17 protein-coding genes are annotated in these 16,980 nt (G+C 62.2%); 16 read left to right on the forward strand and 1 reads right to left on the reverse strand.

The window, feature by feature from the left end:
• Positions 1-6: 6 nt before the first annotated feature.
• Positions 7-1,218 (reverse strand): ABC transporter substrate-binding protein, encoded by a 1,212-nt coding sequence (locus tag JQ635_RS10685; protein WP_211409801.1) that lies wholly within the window; start codon positions 1,216-1,218, stop codon positions 7-9.
• 157 nt (positions 1,219-1,375) lie between these two features.
• On the opposite strand from JQ635_RS10685, the gene JQ635_RS10690 reads away from it, so the two are divergent.
• The 16 genes from JQ635_RS10690 to JQ635_RS10765 all read left to right on the forward strand — a co-directional run bounded on the left by JQ635_RS10690 (position 1,376) and on the right by JQ635_RS10765 (position 16,965).
• A complete protein-coding gene (locus JQ635_RS10690) occupies positions 1,376-2,191 on the forward strand; it encodes an ABC transporter ATP-binding protein (RefSeq protein ID WP_211409802.1) in 816 nt (271 codons plus the stop codon).
• Complete coding sequence (locus JQ635_RS10695) at positions 2,188-2,910, forward strand: ABC transporter ATP-binding protein (RefSeq protein WP_433996558.1); 723 nt, start codon at positions 2,188-2,190, stop codon at positions 2,908-2,910. The genes JQ635_RS10690 and JQ635_RS10695 overlap by 4 nt, the downstream gene beginning before the upstream one ends.
• Before the next feature lie 11 nt (positions 2,911-2,921).
• Entirely contained in the window at positions 2,922-3,800 is an 879-nt protein-coding gene (locus tag JQ635_RS10700) for a branched-chain amino acid ABC transporter permease (RefSeq protein ID WP_246583421.1), read from the forward strand.
• Positions 3,801-3,802: 2 nt separating this feature from the next.
• Positions 3,803-4,816 carry a branched-chain amino acid ABC transporter permease gene (locus JQ635_RS10705; RefSeq protein WP_211409805.1) on the forward strand — a complete coding sequence of 338 codons (1,014 nt, stop codon included), beginning with the start codon at positions 3,803-3,805 and terminating at the stop codon, positions 4,814-4,816.
• A gap of 49 nt (positions 4,817-4,865) precedes the next feature.
• Positions 4,866-6,017 (forward strand): iron-containing alcohol dehydrogenase, encoded by a 1,152-nt coding sequence (locus JQ635_RS10710; RefSeq protein WP_211409806.1) that lies wholly within the window; start codon positions 4,866-4,868, stop codon positions 6,015-6,017.
• Positions 6,014-6,472: an acyl-CoA thioesterase gene (locus tag JQ635_RS10715; RefSeq protein ID WP_211409807.1), complete on the forward strand. Its 459-nt coding sequence runs from the start codon at positions 6,014-6,016 to the stop codon at positions 6,470-6,472. Before JQ635_RS10710 ends, JQ635_RS10715 begins: the two co-directional genes overlap by 4 nt.
• Before the next feature lie 15 nt (positions 6,473-6,487).
• Positions 6,488-6,952 (forward strand): SRPBCC family protein, encoded by a 465-nt coding sequence (locus JQ635_RS10720; RefSeq protein ID WP_211409808.1) that lies wholly within the window; start codon positions 6,488-6,490, stop codon positions 6,950-6,952.
• A 31-nt stretch (positions 6,953-6,983) separates the two neighbouring features.
• Positions 6,984-7,748: an enoyl-CoA hydratase/isomerase family protein gene (locus JQ635_RS10725; protein WP_211409809.1), complete on the forward strand. Its 765-nt coding sequence runs from the start codon at positions 6,984-6,986 to the stop codon at positions 7,746-7,748.
• A 1-nt stretch (position 7,749) separates the two neighbouring features.
• Positions 7,750-8,631 carry an FAD binding domain-containing protein gene (locus tag JQ635_RS10730; protein WP_211409810.1) on the forward strand — a complete coding sequence of 294 codons (882 nt, stop codon included), beginning with the start codon at positions 7,750-7,752 and terminating at the stop codon, positions 8,629-8,631.
• Positions 8,624-9,121 (forward strand): (2Fe-2S)-binding protein, encoded by a 498-nt coding sequence (locus JQ635_RS10735; RefSeq protein WP_211409811.1) that lies wholly within the window; start codon positions 8,624-8,626, stop codon positions 9,119-9,121. The genes JQ635_RS10730 and JQ635_RS10735 overlap by 8 nt, the downstream gene beginning before the upstream one ends.
• Positions 9,118-9,879, forward strand: a complete 762-nt coding sequence (locus tag JQ635_RS10740) for an N-acyl homoserine lactonase family protein (protein ID WP_211409812.1) — start codon at positions 9,118-9,120, stop codon at positions 9,877-9,879. Before JQ635_RS10735 ends, JQ635_RS10740 begins: the two co-directional genes overlap by 4 nt.
• Complete coding sequence (locus JQ635_RS10745) at positions 9,872-12,307, forward strand: xanthine dehydrogenase family protein molybdopterin-binding subunit (RefSeq protein ID WP_211409813.1); 2,436 nt, start codon at positions 9,872-9,874, stop codon at positions 12,305-12,307. Before JQ635_RS10740 ends, JQ635_RS10745 begins: the two co-directional genes overlap by 8 nt.
• On the forward strand, positions 12,291-13,043 hold the full coding sequence (locus JQ635_RS10750) for a 3-oxoacyl-ACP reductase family protein (protein WP_211409814.1): 753 nt from the start codon (positions 12,291-12,293) through the stop codon (positions 13,041-13,043). The genes JQ635_RS10745 and JQ635_RS10750 overlap by 17 nt, the downstream gene beginning before the upstream one ends.
• A 28-nt stretch (positions 13,044-13,071) precedes the next feature.
• Positions 13,072-14,625, forward strand: a complete 1,554-nt coding sequence (locus JQ635_RS10755) for a class I adenylate-forming enzyme family protein (RefSeq protein WP_211409815.1) — start codon at positions 13,072-13,074, stop codon at positions 14,623-14,625.
• 7 nt (positions 14,626-14,632) lie between these two features.
• Positions 14,633-16,117, forward strand: a complete 1,485-nt coding sequence (gene gabD / locus JQ635_RS10760) for an NADP-dependent succinate-semialdehyde dehydrogenase (RefSeq protein ID WP_246583422.1) — start codon at positions 14,633-14,635, stop codon at positions 16,115-16,117.
• An 80-nt stretch (positions 16,118-16,197) separates the two neighbouring features.
• On the forward strand, positions 16,198-16,965 hold the full coding sequence (locus JQ635_RS10765) for an SDR family NAD(P)-dependent oxidoreductase (protein ID WP_211409816.1): 768 nt from the start codon (positions 16,198-16,200) through the stop codon (positions 16,963-16,965).
• Positions 16,966-16,980 lie beyond the last annotated feature (15 nt).

Consider the following 16,980-nt stretch of genomic DNA (forward strand, 5'->3'; position numbering starts at 1 on the left):
GACCAGCTATTTCTGGATCAGCGGACACTTGCTTTCGGAAAGTGGCCGGAAGGCTTCGTCTCCCGGGATCACTGCCCGCAGCTTGTAATAGTCCCAGTCGTATTTGGATTCTTCGGGCTTCTTCACCTCGTAGACATACATGTCGTGGACGAAGCGTCCGTCCTCCCGGATGCGTCCATTCTTGGCGAAGAAGTCGTTGACCGGCATTTCGCGCATCTTCGCCATTACGGTCTTGGCGTCGTCGGTGCCGGCAGCCTTGACGGCGTTGAGGTAGTGCATGGTCGACGAATAGTCGCCGGCGTCGCCCATATGCGGCATGCGCTTCATCTTGGCGAAAAAGCGTTTGGCAAAGGCGCGCGTCTCCTCGTCACGATCCCAGTAGAACGCATTGGTCAGCACTAGGCCCTGCGCGGACCGTAAGCCCATCGAGTGGATATCGGTGATCCAGACCAGCAAGCCTGCCAGGGTCTGCGTGACGCCGAATTCCTTTGCCGACTTGAGCGCGTTGATGAACACGGTGCCCGACCCCGCGATCGCGACGACATTGGCCTTCGATGCCTGCGCCTGGAGCAGGAACGCCGCATGGTCGTTGGTGTCGATGGGGTAGCGTACCGTCCCTGCGATGTCGCCGCCGTTGGCCTTGACCACGGCACTGGTATCGGCCTCGAGAGCATGCCCGAAGGCGTAGTCGGCAGTCAGGAAATACCACGACTTCAAGCCTTCCTTGATCAGCGCCTTGCCTGTGCCCTGCGCCAGTGCATACGTGTCGTAAGCATAGTGGATGCTGTTGGGCGTGCAGGAATCGCCCGTCAACCGTGATGTGCCGGAGCCGTTGACGATCGCGATCCGTCCCTTCTCTTTTGCGACGTTGGTGACCGCCAGCGCGATTGAGGAGTTGATCAGGTTGGCGATCATGTCGACTTTGTCGACGTCGTACCATTCCCGTGCCTTGGCGATCGCGACTTCGTTGCGGTTCTGATGATCGGCCACCACGACCTCGATCGGCTTGCCGAGCACGCTGCCGCCGAAATCCTCGACAGCCATCTTCACGGCAGTGACAGAGCCTTCGCCCGACTCGTGCGAGAACTGGCCGGACATGTCGGTCAGGACACCGATCTTGACGACGTCGTCGGAAATCCCGGCGGTTTGGGCAAGGGCCGGGACCGCCGCCCCTAATGCCAATGTCACTCCCAGACCGAACCGAATAATTACTCTCATTGCTCCCTCCCTGCTTGGCCCTCGGAGATCACCCGAAAGCGCTCTTGATATTTGACTTGCATAACTAGACTAATTTGCTATGGTCCTGTCAAGTGACCTCGACGCTGCGTGATGTCGCGCCGCCTGGATCACGAGAAATCAGATGAGGAAGCGCGGGATGAGCCAGGCCGAGCGCAGTCGTGCTGCGCCGAATGATTGCGTTCTCGAAGCACAGGGCCTGCGAAAGGAGTTTCGCGGGTTCGTCGCGGTCGCAGGGGTCAACCTGAAGATTAGGCGCGGCAGCATTCACGCCTTGATCGGCCCAAACGGTGCGGGCAAGACCACCGTGTTCAATTTGCTGACGCGCTTCCTTCCGCTCTCTTCAGGCCGGATCAGCTTCGAGTCCGAGGACGTGACCGCCTTGCGACCCGATCAGCTTGCTGCACGCGGTCTCGTGCGTTCGTTCCAAATCTCCGCCGTGTTCGCCAATCTCTCGGTGGCCGACAACATCAGGCTGGCGCTGCAACGACCCATGCTGTCTGCAATGCGCTTCTGGGCCGGCGATAAGGCTGCAACCTTCGGCGAAGACAGAATTTCCGGGCTGCTTGGTCAGGTGGGGCTCGAGAGCTTTGCGCGGGAGCGCGCTGGCGATCTGCCGTATGGGCGCAAGCGAGCGCTCGAAATTGCGACGACCCTCGCGGCCGATCCGAAAGTCATGTTGCTGGACGAACCGACCCAGGGGCTCGGGCATGAAGACGTCGATCGGGTGACCGATCTGATCCGGCGCGCGGCTCAGGGCCGCACCGTTGTGATGGTCGAGCACAACATGAAAATGGTCGCTCAGATTGCCGATACCATCACTGTGCTACGGCGAGGTGAGATCATTGCCGAGGGCGCCTATCAGGAGCTTGCCGAGAATCCGGAGGTCGTAGAAGCCTATCTCGGCTCGAACCGCCGAGGCGATCGCTCGCAGCCGGGGGCGCGCGCATCATGACGACCATGCCCCTCGAAACCCATGTCCCTGCGCTGAGTGTGCACAATCTGCATGCCTGGTACGGCGAATCCCACATCCTGCATGGCATGAACCTGTCGCTCGGGGAGGGCGAGATCGTCGCGCTGCTCGGCCGCAACGGCAGCGGACGGACGACGACCTTGCGCGCCATCGTCGGTCTGGTCGACCGTCGCGCCGGGTCCATCACGGTAAATCAGCGCGAAGCGATCGGGATGAAGCCGCACCTCGTGGCACGACTCGGCATCGGCTACTGCCCCGAAGAGCGCGGCATCTTTTCCAGCCTGTCTTGTGAAGAAAACCTCATGCTGCCGCCGAAGCAGCGTGACGGGGGCATGTCGCTCGAACAAATCTACGAATTGCTGCCGAACCTCGCCGAGCGCCGTCGCGCGCAAGGGACGCGATTGTCTGGCGGCGAGCAGCAGATGCTGGCCATCGCCCGGATCCTGCGCAGCGGCGCGCGCATTCTGCTGCTCGATGAGATCTCTGAAGGCCTCGCGCCGGTCATCGTGGATCGGTTGTTCGATACGGTCATCAGGTTGAAGGGCCTCGGCTACACTGTCCTGCTGGTCGAGCAGAACAAGTACTTTGCCCAGCCGCTAGCCGATCGCTTTCTCGTCGTCGAGCGCGGCGAGGTCGTCATGCAGCTAAGCCGCGACGAACTCGACGGCAACGCCGCCGTGGATCGGGTCCTTGGTATCTAAAGGTGGTCGCAATGTTCGATATCCCGCTCCAGGTCCTGCTCGGTCAGATTACGATCGGGCTGGTCAACGGATGCTTCTACGCGATGTTGAGCCTTGGGCTCGCAATCATCTTCGGCCTCTTGAACGTGATCAATTTCGCACACGGGGCACTCTATATGCTGGGTGCTTTCGGCGGCTATCTGCTGCTGCAGGTATTTGGAGTCGACTATTGGTGGTCCCTGGTCATCGCGCCAATTGGCGTCGGATTGATCGGCGCTGCAATCGAGCGGCTATTCCTGCGTAGGCTGGCGGGGGTCGATCATCTCTACAGCCTGTTGTTCACGTTCGGGCTGGCGATCTTTCTCGAGGGCATCTTCCGCGACATTTATGGCGCTGCAGGCCGACCGTATCCGGTGCCGGCAGCACTGCGGGGCGTTGTCGACATCGGCTTCATGCGGCTGCCGGTCTACAGGATATGGATCGTCGTGGCTTCGCTTGCGATGTGCGGTGGCATCTGGCTGCTGATCGAGAAAACCAAACTCGGGTCCTATTTGCGAGCGGGCACCGAGAACCCGAGGTTGGTTCAAGCCCTCGGGATCAACGTTCCTGTCATGATCACAATGACCTATGCGCTCGGCGCGGCCCTCGCGGCCTTCGCTGGTGTGCTTGCCGCGCCGCTCTATCAGGTTCAGCCGGCGATGGGCTCCAATCTCCTCATCGTCACCTTCGCGGTCGTGGTGATCGGCGGGTTGGGCTCGCTATCGGGTGCCATTCTCTCTGGTCTTACGCTCGGCGTCTTGGAAGGACTTTCAAAAGTGATCTACCCGGAAGTTTCCTCAACTGTTGTTTTCATAGCCATGGCTGCGATCCTGTTGATCCGACCCGCAGGCCTGATGGGACGGGAGGCCTGAAGATGCGCACATCCACCGCGATCTTCCTTGCAATTCTTACGGTCGGCGTGGCCGCGCCGTTCGGCGGGCTCTATCCGCTGTTCCTGACGAAGTGTCTCGCCTTTGCGCTGTTCGCCTGCTCGTTCAATTTCTTCACGGGCAATGTCGGGCTCTTGTCGATCGGCCATGCCGCTTTCTTCGGCCTGGGCGCTTATGTCGCTGGACACGCGCTGAAAGTCTGGGGGATCACGCCGGAATTGGCACTCGGATTGGCTGTACTCGTCGGAGCGTCGCTCGGCTTCGTCATGGGTGGCATGGCGATCCGCCGCCAGGGCATCTACTTCGCCATGGTCACCCTGGCGCTGGCGCAGATGGTCTATTTCTTCTGTCTGCAGGCACCCTTCACCGGAGCCGAGGATGGATTGCAGCGGATTCCTCGCGGCCGGCTGTTTGGGCTGCTACTGCTCGACAACGACCTTGTGATGTACGGATTCGTATTGGTCTCGGTTGCCGGCGCCATCTGGGGCTTGCAGCGGTTGATGGAGGCCCCGTTCGGGCAGGTGATGCTTGCGATCCGGGACAACGAGCCGCGCGCGATGTCGCTGGGCTACGATTGTCGCAGCTACAAGCTCATGGCCTTCGTGATTTCGGCGTCGGTCGCGGCCTTCGCCGGCGGATTGAAGGCGCAGACCCTTGGCCTTGCATCTCTGCCCGACGCGCATTGGACGCAATCCGGCAATGTCATTCTGATGTGCCTGCTCGGTGGTCTCGGCACCGCTGTTGGCCCGATCGTCGGTGCCACTTTCATCGTGGCGCTGGAGGGCTATCTGGCCGACTTCGGCCTGATCAACATCATGGGGCTAACGATCGATTTGTCGACCAAAATTCCGATCGTGATCGGTGCCATCTTCATGCTGTGCGTGCTGATGTTCCGCAAGGGAATCGTGGGCGAGATCATCGACCGGACGAAGCAGTATCTTCGGAACGCGCAAGCCCCTGTTGCCGCAAAGCAGGTTGACACGCTTCTGCAAAAGTAGTTCAGTTATGCAAGTTAATGGCGGCGGGCCGATCTAGGGAACAACCGACGTGCAGGGTTTCACGTTTCAATCGACAAAGTCTTCGCTGGTCGAACCGGGGAGTTCAGCCCGCATCGGCGAGCTGGCGCACGGTCTGGGCTGCCGTTCGGTGCTGCTGGTCTCAGATCCCGGCGTGGCCGCTGCCGGGCTGCTGCAGCCCGGCCTCGACGGCCTGAAGCGCGCAGGCATCGCCGTGACGGTGTTCACCGAAGTCGAGGTGGATCCACCGGAACACGTCATCGTGGCCGGCGTGCAGAAGGCGCTGGCGGCCAAGGTCGACGGCGTGGTGTCCATTGGCGGGGGAAGCTCGATGGATACCGCGAAGCTCGTGGCTCTGCTCGCTCTCGGCAGGGAGCGGCTCTCGGACATCTATGGTGTCGGACTTGCCAAGGGGCCGCGGCTGCCGTTGATCCTTGTGCCGACCACGGCCGGGACCGGTTCGGAGGTCACCCCGATTTCGATCGTCACGACGGGCGAGAACGAGAAGAAGGGTGTGGTATCGCCGGTGCTGTTGCCGGACTGGGCTGTTCTTGACGCTGACCTCACGCTCGGCCTGCCATCCGCAGTGACGGCTGCAACGGGCATCGATGCGATGGTGCACGCGATCGAGGCCTATACGTCGAAGCGGCTGAAGAATCCGGTCTCTGATTGCCTCGCGCGCGAGGCGCTTCGGCTGTTGGGCGGCAACATTCACGAGGTCTGCAGCAACGGCCGGAATCGCGATGCGCGGCAGGCCATGCTGCTCGGCTCGATGCTGGCCGGAATGGCTTTCGCGAATGCTCCCGTGGCGGCGGTGCATGCGCTGGCCTATCCGATCGGTGCCCGCTTTCATGTTCCGCACGGCCTGTCCAATTCACTCGTGCTGCCGGGCGTGTTGCGGTTCAATGCGATCGCGGCGGAACCCCTTTATGCTGAAATCGCTGAAGTCCTGGTTCCCGGGAACAAAGGCAGTGCGCGCGAGCGCAGCGCGGCGCTCATCGACTATCTATCGAACCTGCCGGTCTCGCTCGGACTGCCCACGCGACTGCGCGACGTCGGCATTTCGTACAACCATCTGCCTCAACTTGCGGAAGACGCGATGAAGCAGCAACGGCTACTCATCAACAACCCGCGTGAGGTATCGTTGGACGACGCGCGCGCAATCTACAGCGAGGCGCTATGACCGAACGTGCCAGGCCCCACTGCCGCGCCGACTACGCGCACTTCCGGGCGATAACGACGCGCTGGATGGACAACGACGCCTATTGTCACGTCAACAATGCGGTTTACTACTCCTTCTTCGATACCGCGGTCTGCCAGTATCTGATCGAGAACGATTTTCTCGACGTGCGGCGGAGCCAGGTGATCGGCCTAGTTGCCGAAACAAAATGCCGGTACTTCAAGGAAATCGCTTACCCGTCGATCGTGCACGCGGGCCTGCGCATTGGGCGACAAGGCAACACCAGCATCACCTATGAGATCGGCCTGTTCAGGGACGACGAGGATGAGGCATGCGCGCAGGGGTACTTCGTCCATGTCTATGTCGATCGAGCCTCGAACCGGCCGGTGCCGCTGCCCGAGCGATTGAAGTCAGTCATCGTGCCGCTTCACGTACGCGGCCACACCGTTGCGGCCTGAGCGGGAGATACCTCCATGGACATGTTCGGAAAGATCGAGCTGAAGGCGCCGCGAGAGCAGGTGTGGCGCGCCCTCAACGACCCGGTTATCTTAAAGGCCTGCATTCCCGGATGCGAGGAGCTCGAGCGGACGGCGGATGACGAGTTCATCGCCACTGCGGTCATCAAGGTCGGACCGATCAAGGCCAAGTTCAAGGGCAAGGTCCGCTTGTCCGACATCCAGCCGACGGTTGGTTACAGCATATCCGGGGAAGGGCAGGGCGGCATCGCCGGCTTCGCCGCCGGATCGGCCAAAGTTCAGCTTGAAGACATGCCCGGAGGTACCGTGCTGTCGTACTATACTGAAGCCAAGGTCGGGGGGAAGCTTGCCCAGCTCGGCGGGCGATTGATCGACTCGACCGCGAAGAAGCTCGCCGCACAGTTCTTCGACGAATTTCGCGGGCAAGTCGAGAGACAGAGCGCCGCCGCCGACCACGCGTGATGCGCAAAGAAGCCTGAATTTGAGGAACGCCGTGTCGGACATCAGTTGCACTCTTGACGGTCGCGTCGCGTCGGTGACGATAAACCGTCCCCATGTGCGCAATGCCATGACGCTCGGGATGTGGAGGGGGATGGCTGCGACGTTCAGGGAGCTGGGCGCGAACCGGGAGGTCCGGGCCATCATTCTGACCGGCGCCGGCGAAAGCTTCAGCGTCGGCGCCGATGTCTCGGAGTTCGATGCGGTCCGGGCGGATGCGGCGGCGAGTACGGCTTATGAAATGGCCGTCGATTCCTGTTCCGATGCTATCGCCGGCATTCCGCAGCCTGTGATTGCGGTCATCTCCGGCTATTGCCTCGGCGGCGGCTGTCATCTGTCGATGGCTTGTGATTTTCGCTTTGCCGCTCCGACAGCGTCACTCGGCATTCCCGCGGCAAACCTGTCGATCGTCTACGGTGTCCGCAGCACCAGACGGTTGCTGTCCCTCGTCGGCATAACCAACGCCAAGCGCATCCTCTACACGGCGGAGAGGGTCGCCGCGCGAGAGGCGTTGAACATTGGCCTGGTGGATCGCCTTTCCGATGATCCTCATCACGATGCCTTGAGCCTCGCTGCGCAAATAGCGGAAAAAGCGCCACTCTCGGTCTCGGGCGCCAAATACATTCTCAATGATGCAGCTTTGGCGGATGACGGCCTCCTCGCGCAGGCGATGATCGATCGTGCCTCTAACAGCGACGACTATCGAGAGGCTCGCAAGGCTTTCGCCGAGAAGCGGAAGCCGGATTTCAGGTGGTGCTGACATGAAGCCCCCGCCCTTTGAGTATCTCTCCGTCGACAGCGTCCAAGCCGCGACAGCTGCGCTCGCGGCGGCGAACGGCGAGGGCAAGCTGCTGGCCGGTGGACAAAGTTTGATGCCGATGCTGAATTTCCGCCTGCTGCGTCCTTCGGTGCTGATCGATATTAACCGCATTCCTGATCTCGCCTACCTCAAGGATGAGGGAGAGCGGATCCGGATTGGTGCACTTACGCGACATCGGATGATCGAGACCTCCGAGCTGGTCGCAAGGCAATTGCCGGTCCTGAGCGAGGCCATGGGGCACGTCGCGCATCTCGCGATCCGCAACCGCGGCACGATCGGTGGCAGCCTCTCGCATGCAGACCCGGCAGCCGAGCTACCGATGATGTCAATGCTGCTCGATGCCGAGCTCGAGCTCGCTTCTGCGAAGAGGCGCCGAACCCTTAGCGCCTCTGAATTTTTCGTCGCTGCCCTGACGACTGATTTGGCCGAAGGCGAAATGCTCGTTTCCGTCAGTTTTCCAAAAATGCCACCGAGCGCCGGGTGGGCCTTCGAGGAGGTCGCGCGCCGGTCTGGCGATTTCGCGCTTGCCTGTGTCGCGATTTGTCTCGAGCGGAGCGGCGATCGCGTCTCCCATGTGCGGATCGGAATGATGGGCGTCGGCGATACGCCGATGCGTGCGACGGAGACGGAAGCGCTGCTGACATCGGGACGGCCGCTCGACGATCACCTCGTGGCTGCTGCCGTGGGCTCGATCCGTGCATCCGTCGAACCCAACACGGACCTGCACGCCTCCGCGGACTATCGCCGGCATCTCGTGGGCGTGCTGGCCGAGCGCGCCATTCGTAGAGCGTGGTCGCGCGCGACGGAGGCGAGGCATGGCTAAATCAGTCTCCATCTCCATCACGGTCAATGGCCGTGCGTACCGGCACGACGTCGAGCCCCGGCTGCTGCTGTCCGACTTCCTTCGCATCGAGCTCGGCCTGACCGGAACGCATGTCGGCTGCGAACACGGGGTTTGCGGCGCCTGCACCGTCCTGGTGAACGGCGACAGCGCGCGGTCGTGCCTGTTGCTGGCCGCACAGCTCGATGGTGCGGAGATCATGACCGTAGAGGGCCTCGCGACTTCGGGCGGGCTGCATCCTGTCCAGAAGGCATTCCATGATCATCACGCGTTGCAATGCGGCTTCTGCACGCCGGGGATGCTGATAACAGCGGTCGATCTCCTCAAGAAGTCGCCGCTGGCGAGTGACGAGGAGATCCGCGAAGGGCTGTCCGGCAATCTGTGCCGCTGCACGGGGTATGAGAACATCGTCCGCGCCGTCAGGGCGGCGGCTGACGCGCTCAAGAGCGAGAACCAGGAGAGCGCGCTATGAAGATGCATTTCCTCTCAGGCGGGCGCCTGCGGATGCGCAAGAGCATCTATTTTCCAGATGCCGATCGCGCAGAGACGATTGAGCTACCTGTCTCGTGCGTGTTGCTCCGTCATCCCAAGGGCAATGTGCTGTTCGATACCGGCTGCCATCCCGAGGTTGCGACCGACCCGGACGGGCAATGGGGCGGCATGGCGCGCGTCATGACGCCGATCATGCCGGTCGGCGACAACGTGCTGGAAGGACTGAAGGCGGTTGGATTGACGGCGGACGACATCGACGTCGTCATTTGCTCGCACTTCCACACCGATCACTGCGGCTGCAATCAGTTCTTCCGCAAAGCGCGGTTCCTGGTCCGCAAGGAGGAGCTCGAAGTTGCGAAGGCACCCTCCGCCGCGGAGGCGGGCTACTTGCGGGCCGACTGGGATCATCCCCTGAACTATCAGGTCGTGAGCGACGATATCGACCTGTTCGGCGACGGCGCGATCAGGCTCGCTCATTTGCCTGGCCATACTCCCGGCTTGATGGGCGCGCTGCTGACGCTTCGCCACAGCGGCCGCTTCCTGCTGGCCTCCGATGCGGTCGGTATTCGCGGCAATCTGGATGCTGACATCGTACCTAAGAACACCTGGAACAAGGATGTCTGCCGAGAGACGTTCCAGAGGATCAGGCAGATCGAGGCGCAGCGCGCGACGGTGATCTGCGGGCACGATGCCGTCCAATGGCAGAGCCTGCGCAAGGGGGCGGATTGCTATGACTGACGGCAAGCCCATCCTGGCAGTGGAGCGGGGCGGCGCGGCCGACAGTCTCGCCGCCCGTCCCAAGATTGTGGGCGCGCGCGTCAAACGGACAGAGGATGCACGCCTGCTGGCCGGCAAGGGCACTTTTGTCGACGACCGTCGCGTATCAGGCTTGCTCCACGTCGCTTTTCGCCGCAGCGATCACTCGCATGCCAGAATCAAGCAGATCGATTGCGATGATGCACGCGGCATGCCTGGCGTCGTCGCCGTGTTCACGGCAGAGGACATGGCCAGCGTGAACGCGATTTTCGCGACGTCGCGGATGAAGGACTATCATGCCACCGCAATCACCGCGTTGGCGCGAGACAAAGTGCGCTACGTCGGCGAACCCGTTGTCGCCGTGGTGGCAGAAACCCGGTACCTCGCCGAAGATGCCCTCGAACTGATCAACATCGAGTTCGATCCGCTACCGGTCGTGATCGATCCCGAGGAGGCGGCGAAGCCTTCCGCGACGCTGCTGCATGAAGAGGCAGGCACAAACGTCCTCTGTGCGCGCGAGTTCAGGACTGGCGATGTCGATCAGGCGATCGCATGCGCGGCGGTACGGGTATCGGGACGGTTTCGGTTCAGGCGCAAATCGCCGCTCGCGATGGAGAACCGGACCTACCTCGCGGAATATGATGCCGGCCGGGACGAGCTGACGCTGTACTCGTCGACGCAGGTGCCGGGCATCATTCGCGACGCGCTCTCCGAGGCGTTGGATATTCCGGGAAGCCGGCTACGGGTGGTCGCCCCCGACGTCGGAGGTGGCTTTGGCGGTAAAGCGTCCCTCTATGCCGAAGAGATCCTTGTCGCATTCGCGGCGAGGCGGCTCGGTCAGCCCGTGAAATGGACGAGCGACCGCATGGAGGATCTCGCGTCCACCAGCCAGGGATTCGACCAGATCGTCGATGCCGAACTGGCGCTGGATGCGGAGGGCCGCGCCCTTTCGCTCCAGGCGGACGTCATCGGTGACGTCGGAGCCTATTCCATCTATCCGTGGACAGCCGTGATCGAGCCGGTCCAGGTCGTGAGCTTTCTCCCAGGGCCCTACAAGATCCCGAACTATCGCGGGCGTGTTCGAGGCGTTGCGACGTCGAAACCGCCAATGGGGCCGTATCGCGGCGTCGGTCGGCCGACATCGGCCTTCGTCACGGAACGTCTGATGGACATGGCCGCGCGCAAGCTCGGAATGGACCCGGTGGCGCTGCGGCTGAAGAACATGATCCAACCGAACGAATTTCCCTACCGCATTGGATCGGGAATTGTGTGGGATCAATGCGCCTTCACCGAATGCCTCGATGCTGCCTGTGAGCAAGCCGACTACAGCGCGCTGCGCGCGCGGCAGGCTCGGGCGCGCGCAGCGGGACATTGGTTCGGAATCGGGATCGCCTGCTATGCGGAGCTGACGGGAATCGGCTCGCGTATCTCGGTCGCGCCGGGAATGCCGATCAACACCGGCACTGAAACCGCAAAGATCGCGATCGACTCCACCGGTGCGATCACGGCGGCCTTCGGTGTGGCTTCTATGGGGCAGGGGCTGGAGACGACGCTGGCTCAGGTCGTCGCCGAGCATCTCGGCGGCCGCGTGGAGGATATCCGCATCATCCAGGGCGACAGTGCGGCGGTACCGAACGCGACCGGCAGCTATGCGAGCCGCAGTGCCGTGCTTGCCGGCGGCGCTGCGACACTCGCCGCGCGGGAGGTCAAGGAGAAGCTCGTGCGGGCAGCCTCTCATCTGCTCGAAGCCAGCGCCGACGATCTCGCGGTGGAGGACGGTAAGGTCACCGTCGTCGGTACCGACCGCGCATTGACATTCCGCCAGCTGGCGCGTGCCGTCTATCTGGAGATGGGACGCATCCCCTCGGACAAGCGGGAGGAACTGACGTCGACCAGGACGTACGACCCCGTATTCGGCACCAGTGCGACCGCGGCGCACCTCGCTGTCGTCGAGATCGACCCGAGCACGTTTGAAGTGAAAATCGAGCGCTTTGTCGTGGCGGAGGATTGCGGCCGGCTGATCAATCCGATGATCGTCGACGGTCAGGTTCATGGCGGTGTCGCGCAAGGCATCGGCGCCGCCCTCTACGAAGAGGTGGTCTACAACGACGAGGGCCAGAACCTGACCGCTAGCCTGGTCGATTACATCATCCCGACCGCCACTGAAGTGCCCTCGATCGAGGTGGTCCACATCGAGAAGGACTCGCCGACCACGCTAGGCGGCTTCCGCGGCATGGGCGAGGGCGGCACCATCGGCGCGCCCGCGGCGATCGCGAATGCCATCGCCGATGCGCTCTCGCCGTTCAACATCGACATCTTCGAGTTGCCGGTATCCCCAGAGCGGCTTTTCCGCCTAATCGAAAACGCAACAACAGACCGCAAGGAATCAACTCATGGACATGAAGCTTAAGGGCAAGGTCGCGCTCGTCACTGGCGCTGCAAGAGATGTCGGCCGCGAGATCGCGCTGAGCCTCGCGGCGGAAGGCGCAGCGGTCGCGGTAAACTATAACGGCTCCAAGGACGGCGCGGCCGCTGTCGTCGCCGAGATCGAGAAGATGGGCGGCAAGGCGATCGCATACCAGGCTGATGTCTCAGACTTCGGCGCGGTCACCACGATGGTCGACAGCATCGTCAAGGATTTCGGCGGCCTCAACATCGTTGTGAACAATGCCGGCGTCGCCCTGCGCAACCGCTTCACAGATACCAAGCGCGACGAGTGGGAGAAGCAGATCAACATCTGCCTCTACGGCGCAATCCACGTGTCGAAGGCGGCCGCTCCGCATCTCGAGAGGGCAGGCGACGGCCGGATCATCGCGCTGGTCGGCGACTCCTCGCGGGTCGGCGAATCCGGTCTTGCAATCGTCGCGGCGGCGCGCGCGGGCGTCATCGGCCTGATGAAATCGCTGGCCCGCGAATTCGGCCGGTTCGGCACGACGGCCAACACGATCTCGCTCGGGTTGATCGAGACCGCGCATGACCGCGCCTGGGTCGAGGCCAATCGCGACAAGCTGACGAAATTCTATCCGTTGCGTCGATTGGGCCTGCCGCAGGACATCGCGCCGATGGTGACTTTGCTGGCCTCGCCGCACGGAAGCTGGATCACCGGACAGGTGATCAGCGTCAGCGGCGGCTTCAGCATGGTTTGACGACAACAACGAGCGACACGGAGGAAACATGCTGCAGACTGATCTGATTGCGCCAATCCCGGCGTTGATCCAGCGGCATGCCGGGGAACGGGGAAGCAAGACGGCATTCGAGGATGCCGCAGGGAAGATCTCGTATGGGGAGCTTGCGACACGCACGGCGAACCTTGGGGGCCATTTCGCCGATCTCGGCGTGCGTGCGGGCGACACCGTCGCGATCTTCCTGCCCAATTGCGTGCGCTGGGTCGAAACCTGCTTCGCGATTGCCCGGGCCGGTGCGGTCAGCGTACCCATCAGCTATGATGCGACTGAAAGCGAAGTCATCTACCGGCTGCAGGATGCGGCCTGCAGCATGGTCGTCACCACCGACGAACGTTTCGAATTCGTCGAGGCCATCCGGCGGCAGTGCCCGGCATTGACCAACGTCGTCTTGGTCGAGCGTGGTGCAAGGACGGGACTGGGGGTCCGCTACGACGAGCTCGCCTCGACGACACCGCGCTCGGTGCCGCGCGATTCCCTGTCGATGCAGGAACCCGGGTTCATCATCTACACTTCAGGCACGACGGGCCGCGCCAAAGGTGTGTTGCTGTCGACCCATAGCATGCTCTGGATCTCGGCGTCCTGCTGGGCCCCGATCGCGATGTTGTCGGAGAAGGACACGATCCTGTCGGCGCTGCCGCTTTTCCATTCCTACGCGCTGAATCTCTCCGTGCTCAGTGTGCTCGCCGCAGGCGCCAGCGAATACATCATGGAGAAGTTCTCGACCACCGAAGCGCTGCGGCTGCTTGGCACCGGCAGGTTCACGATCGTTCCGGGCGTACCGACGATGTTCCACTATTTGCTGGAGGCGACGAAGGGTAAGAGCGACATCGAGCTGAAAGGCGTACGCCTTGCGATCTCGGCCGGCGCGATCATGCCGGCAACCTTGAATCGAGAATTCGAGTCGCGGTTCGGAATCAAGCTGCTGGATGGGTACGGCATCACCGAGACCTCGACGATGGTGACGATGAACTGGCCGATGGGCGGCCGCGTGCTCGGCTCCTGCGGCCTGCCGGTGCCGGGCCTCTCTGTCCGGATCGTCGACCTCGCCGGAAACGACGTCCCGTTTGGTGCCGAGGGCGAATTGATCGTGCGCGGGCCCAACGTGATGATCGGCTATCACAACAAGCCGGAGGAGACGGCATCCGCCTTGCGCAATGGTTGGTATCACACGGGCGATCTCGCAAAGAGCGACGAGAACGGGTTTCTGACCATTACGGGCCGTCTGAAGGAGCTCATCATCCGCGGTGGCCAGAACATCGCGCCCGCGGAGATCGAGGAGGTCGTCGGCGGGTGCGAGCAGGTGGTCGATTGCGCCGTGGTCGGCGTCCCGCACCAGCATCTTGGCGAGGTGCCTGCGCTATTCGTGGTGAGCCGTGTTGCCTTGCCCGATGGCGAGGCGATCCTCGCGCACTGCCGAAAACATCTCTCCTCCTACAAGGTGCCCGAAGCTGTGGTCTTCGTCGGCGAGATTCCGCGGACCGGCTCCGGCAAGATCATTCGTTTCAAGCTGCGCGAAGCCTTCGAGTCCAAAGCCGCAGGGTAGGTTTACAATGACAACACATATGAAGACCGCTGCGTCTGCGCTCAAGCTCAATGATCCCTCGCTGCTTCGCGATACCTGCCTGATCAACGGCGCGTGGTCGGCAGCGGACAGCGGCGCGACCCTGACGGTGACAAATCCGGCGACCGGTGCGGCCTTGACCACCGTGCCCAGCATGGGTGCCGCGGAAGCGCGCCGCGCGATTGCTGCAGCCGACCAGGCTTGGCCGGCCTGGCGCGCCCGGACCGCGAAGGATCGTGCGGCGATTCTGCGCAAATGGTTCGATCTGATCATGGCCAACCAGGAGGATCTCGCGGTCATCATGACGGCGGAGCAGGGCAAGCCGCTCGCGGAAAGCCGCGGTGAGATGGCCTATGCTGCGTCCTTCATTGAATGGTTCGCCGAGGAGGGTAAGCGCGTCTACGGCGACACCATTCCGGGCTTTACCGCAGATCGTCGTATCATCGTGCTGAAGCAGCCGATCGGAGTCTGCGCAGCCATTACCCCGTGGAATTTCCCGGCGGCCATGATCACGCGCAAGGCCGGCCCGGCGCTCGCCGCCGGCTGCGCGATGGTGGTCAAGCCGGCAAGCCAGACGCCACTCTCGGCGCTGGCGCTGGCGGTGCTGGCCGAACGCGCGGGCATTCCGAAGGGGGTTTTCTCGGTCGTCACCGGGTCGGCGAGCGCGATCGGCGGCGAGATGACGTCCAATCCGACCGTGCGCAAGGTGACCTTCACCGGTTCTACCGAGATCGGCAAGAAGCTGATGGTCCAGGCGGCAGCAACCGTCAAGCGCACGTCGATGGAGCTCGGCGGGAACGCGCCCTTCATCGTGTTCGACGATGCTGATATCGAGGCGGCGGTGAAGGGCGCTATCGCATCAAAATATCGCAATGCCGGGCAGACCTGCGTGTGCGCCAATCGGCTGTTCGCGCAGGACAAGGTCTACGACGCCTTCGTTGCCCGGCTGACCGAGGCTGTGAATGCGATGAAAGTGGGCGACGGTTTCGAGGCTGGAGTCACCATCGGGCCGCTGATCAACATCGATGCGGTGGAGAAGGTTGAGGAGCATATCGGTGACGCCGTGAAGAAGGGCGCACGCATCGTCACCGGCGGAAAGCGTCATGCGCTGGGGCACTCCTTCTACCAGCCGACAGTGTTGGCGGACACAACCCCGGACATGCTCATCTTCAAGGAAGAGACGTTCGGTCCGGTCGCGCCCGTGTTCCACTTCTCCAGCGAGGAAGAAGTGATCAGGCTCGCCAATGCGACAGAGTTTGGACTGGCCGCCTATTTCTATGGGCGCGACATCGGCCGAATCTTCCGCGTGGCGGAGGCGCTCGAGTACGGCATCGTCGGTATCAATGAAGGCATCATCTCCAGTGAAGTGGCTCCGTTCGGCGGAATGAAGGAAAGCGGCAATGGCCGCGAAGGCTCCAAGTACGGGATCGAGGACTACCTGGAGATCAAGTATCTGTGTCTCGGAGGAATCTGAGCCCGTTTTTAGAGGCTTGAATGGACTGGAATCCATTCGGAATGCCGGCACACGCGCCGGCTGGATATTGGGGAGGACAAATGACGCTGTTCGATATGAACGGGAAGGTCGCGGTGATCACGGGCTCGACGCGTGGAATCGGCCGGGCGATCGCAGAGCGGATGGCGGAACATGGCGCAAAGGTCGTTATCTCTTCCCGCAAGAGCGACGCCTGCGACCGAGTGGCCAGAGAGATCAATGATCGGTTCGGCGAGGGGACGGCCCTCGCGATCGCGGCGAACATATCAAGCAAGGAGGATCTTCAACGCCTCATCGAGGAGAGTAACAAGCGGTTCGGCAAGATTGATATTCTCGTCTGTAACGCCGCGTCCAATCCGTATTTTGGTCCTCTCGCAGATATCTCCGACGACCAGTTCAACAAGGTTCTGACCAACAACATAGTCGCCAATAACTGGATCATCAGCATGGTGGTGCCACAGATGATCGAGCGGAAGGGCGGCTCGATCATCATCGTGTCCTCGATCGGCGGCTTGACGGGCTCGACTACGATCGGTGCGTACTGCATATCCAAGGCCGCCGACATGCAGCTCGCGCGCAACCTGGCGTGCGAGTACGGTCGACACAACATTCGCGTCAATTGCATCGCGCCTGGTCTCATCAAGACGGATTTTGCCAAGGCTCTGTGGGATGATCCCGAGACGCTGAAATCGTCCACGTCGCGTTGCCCGATGCAGCGGATCGGTATTCCCGACGAAATTGCCGGCGCGGCCGTGTTCCTCGGCTCGGCGGCCGGCAATTTCATGACGGGTCAGGTTCTCGTGATCGACGGAGGCGTGACGATCAGCTGAGTTTTGTCCGTCCGG

This window comes from Bradyrhizobium iriomotense (assembly GCF_018130765.1).
GTDB classification, from domain to species: Bacteria; Pseudomonadota; Alphaproteobacteria; order Rhizobiales; family Xanthobacteraceae; genus Bradyrhizobium; species Bradyrhizobium iriomotense_A.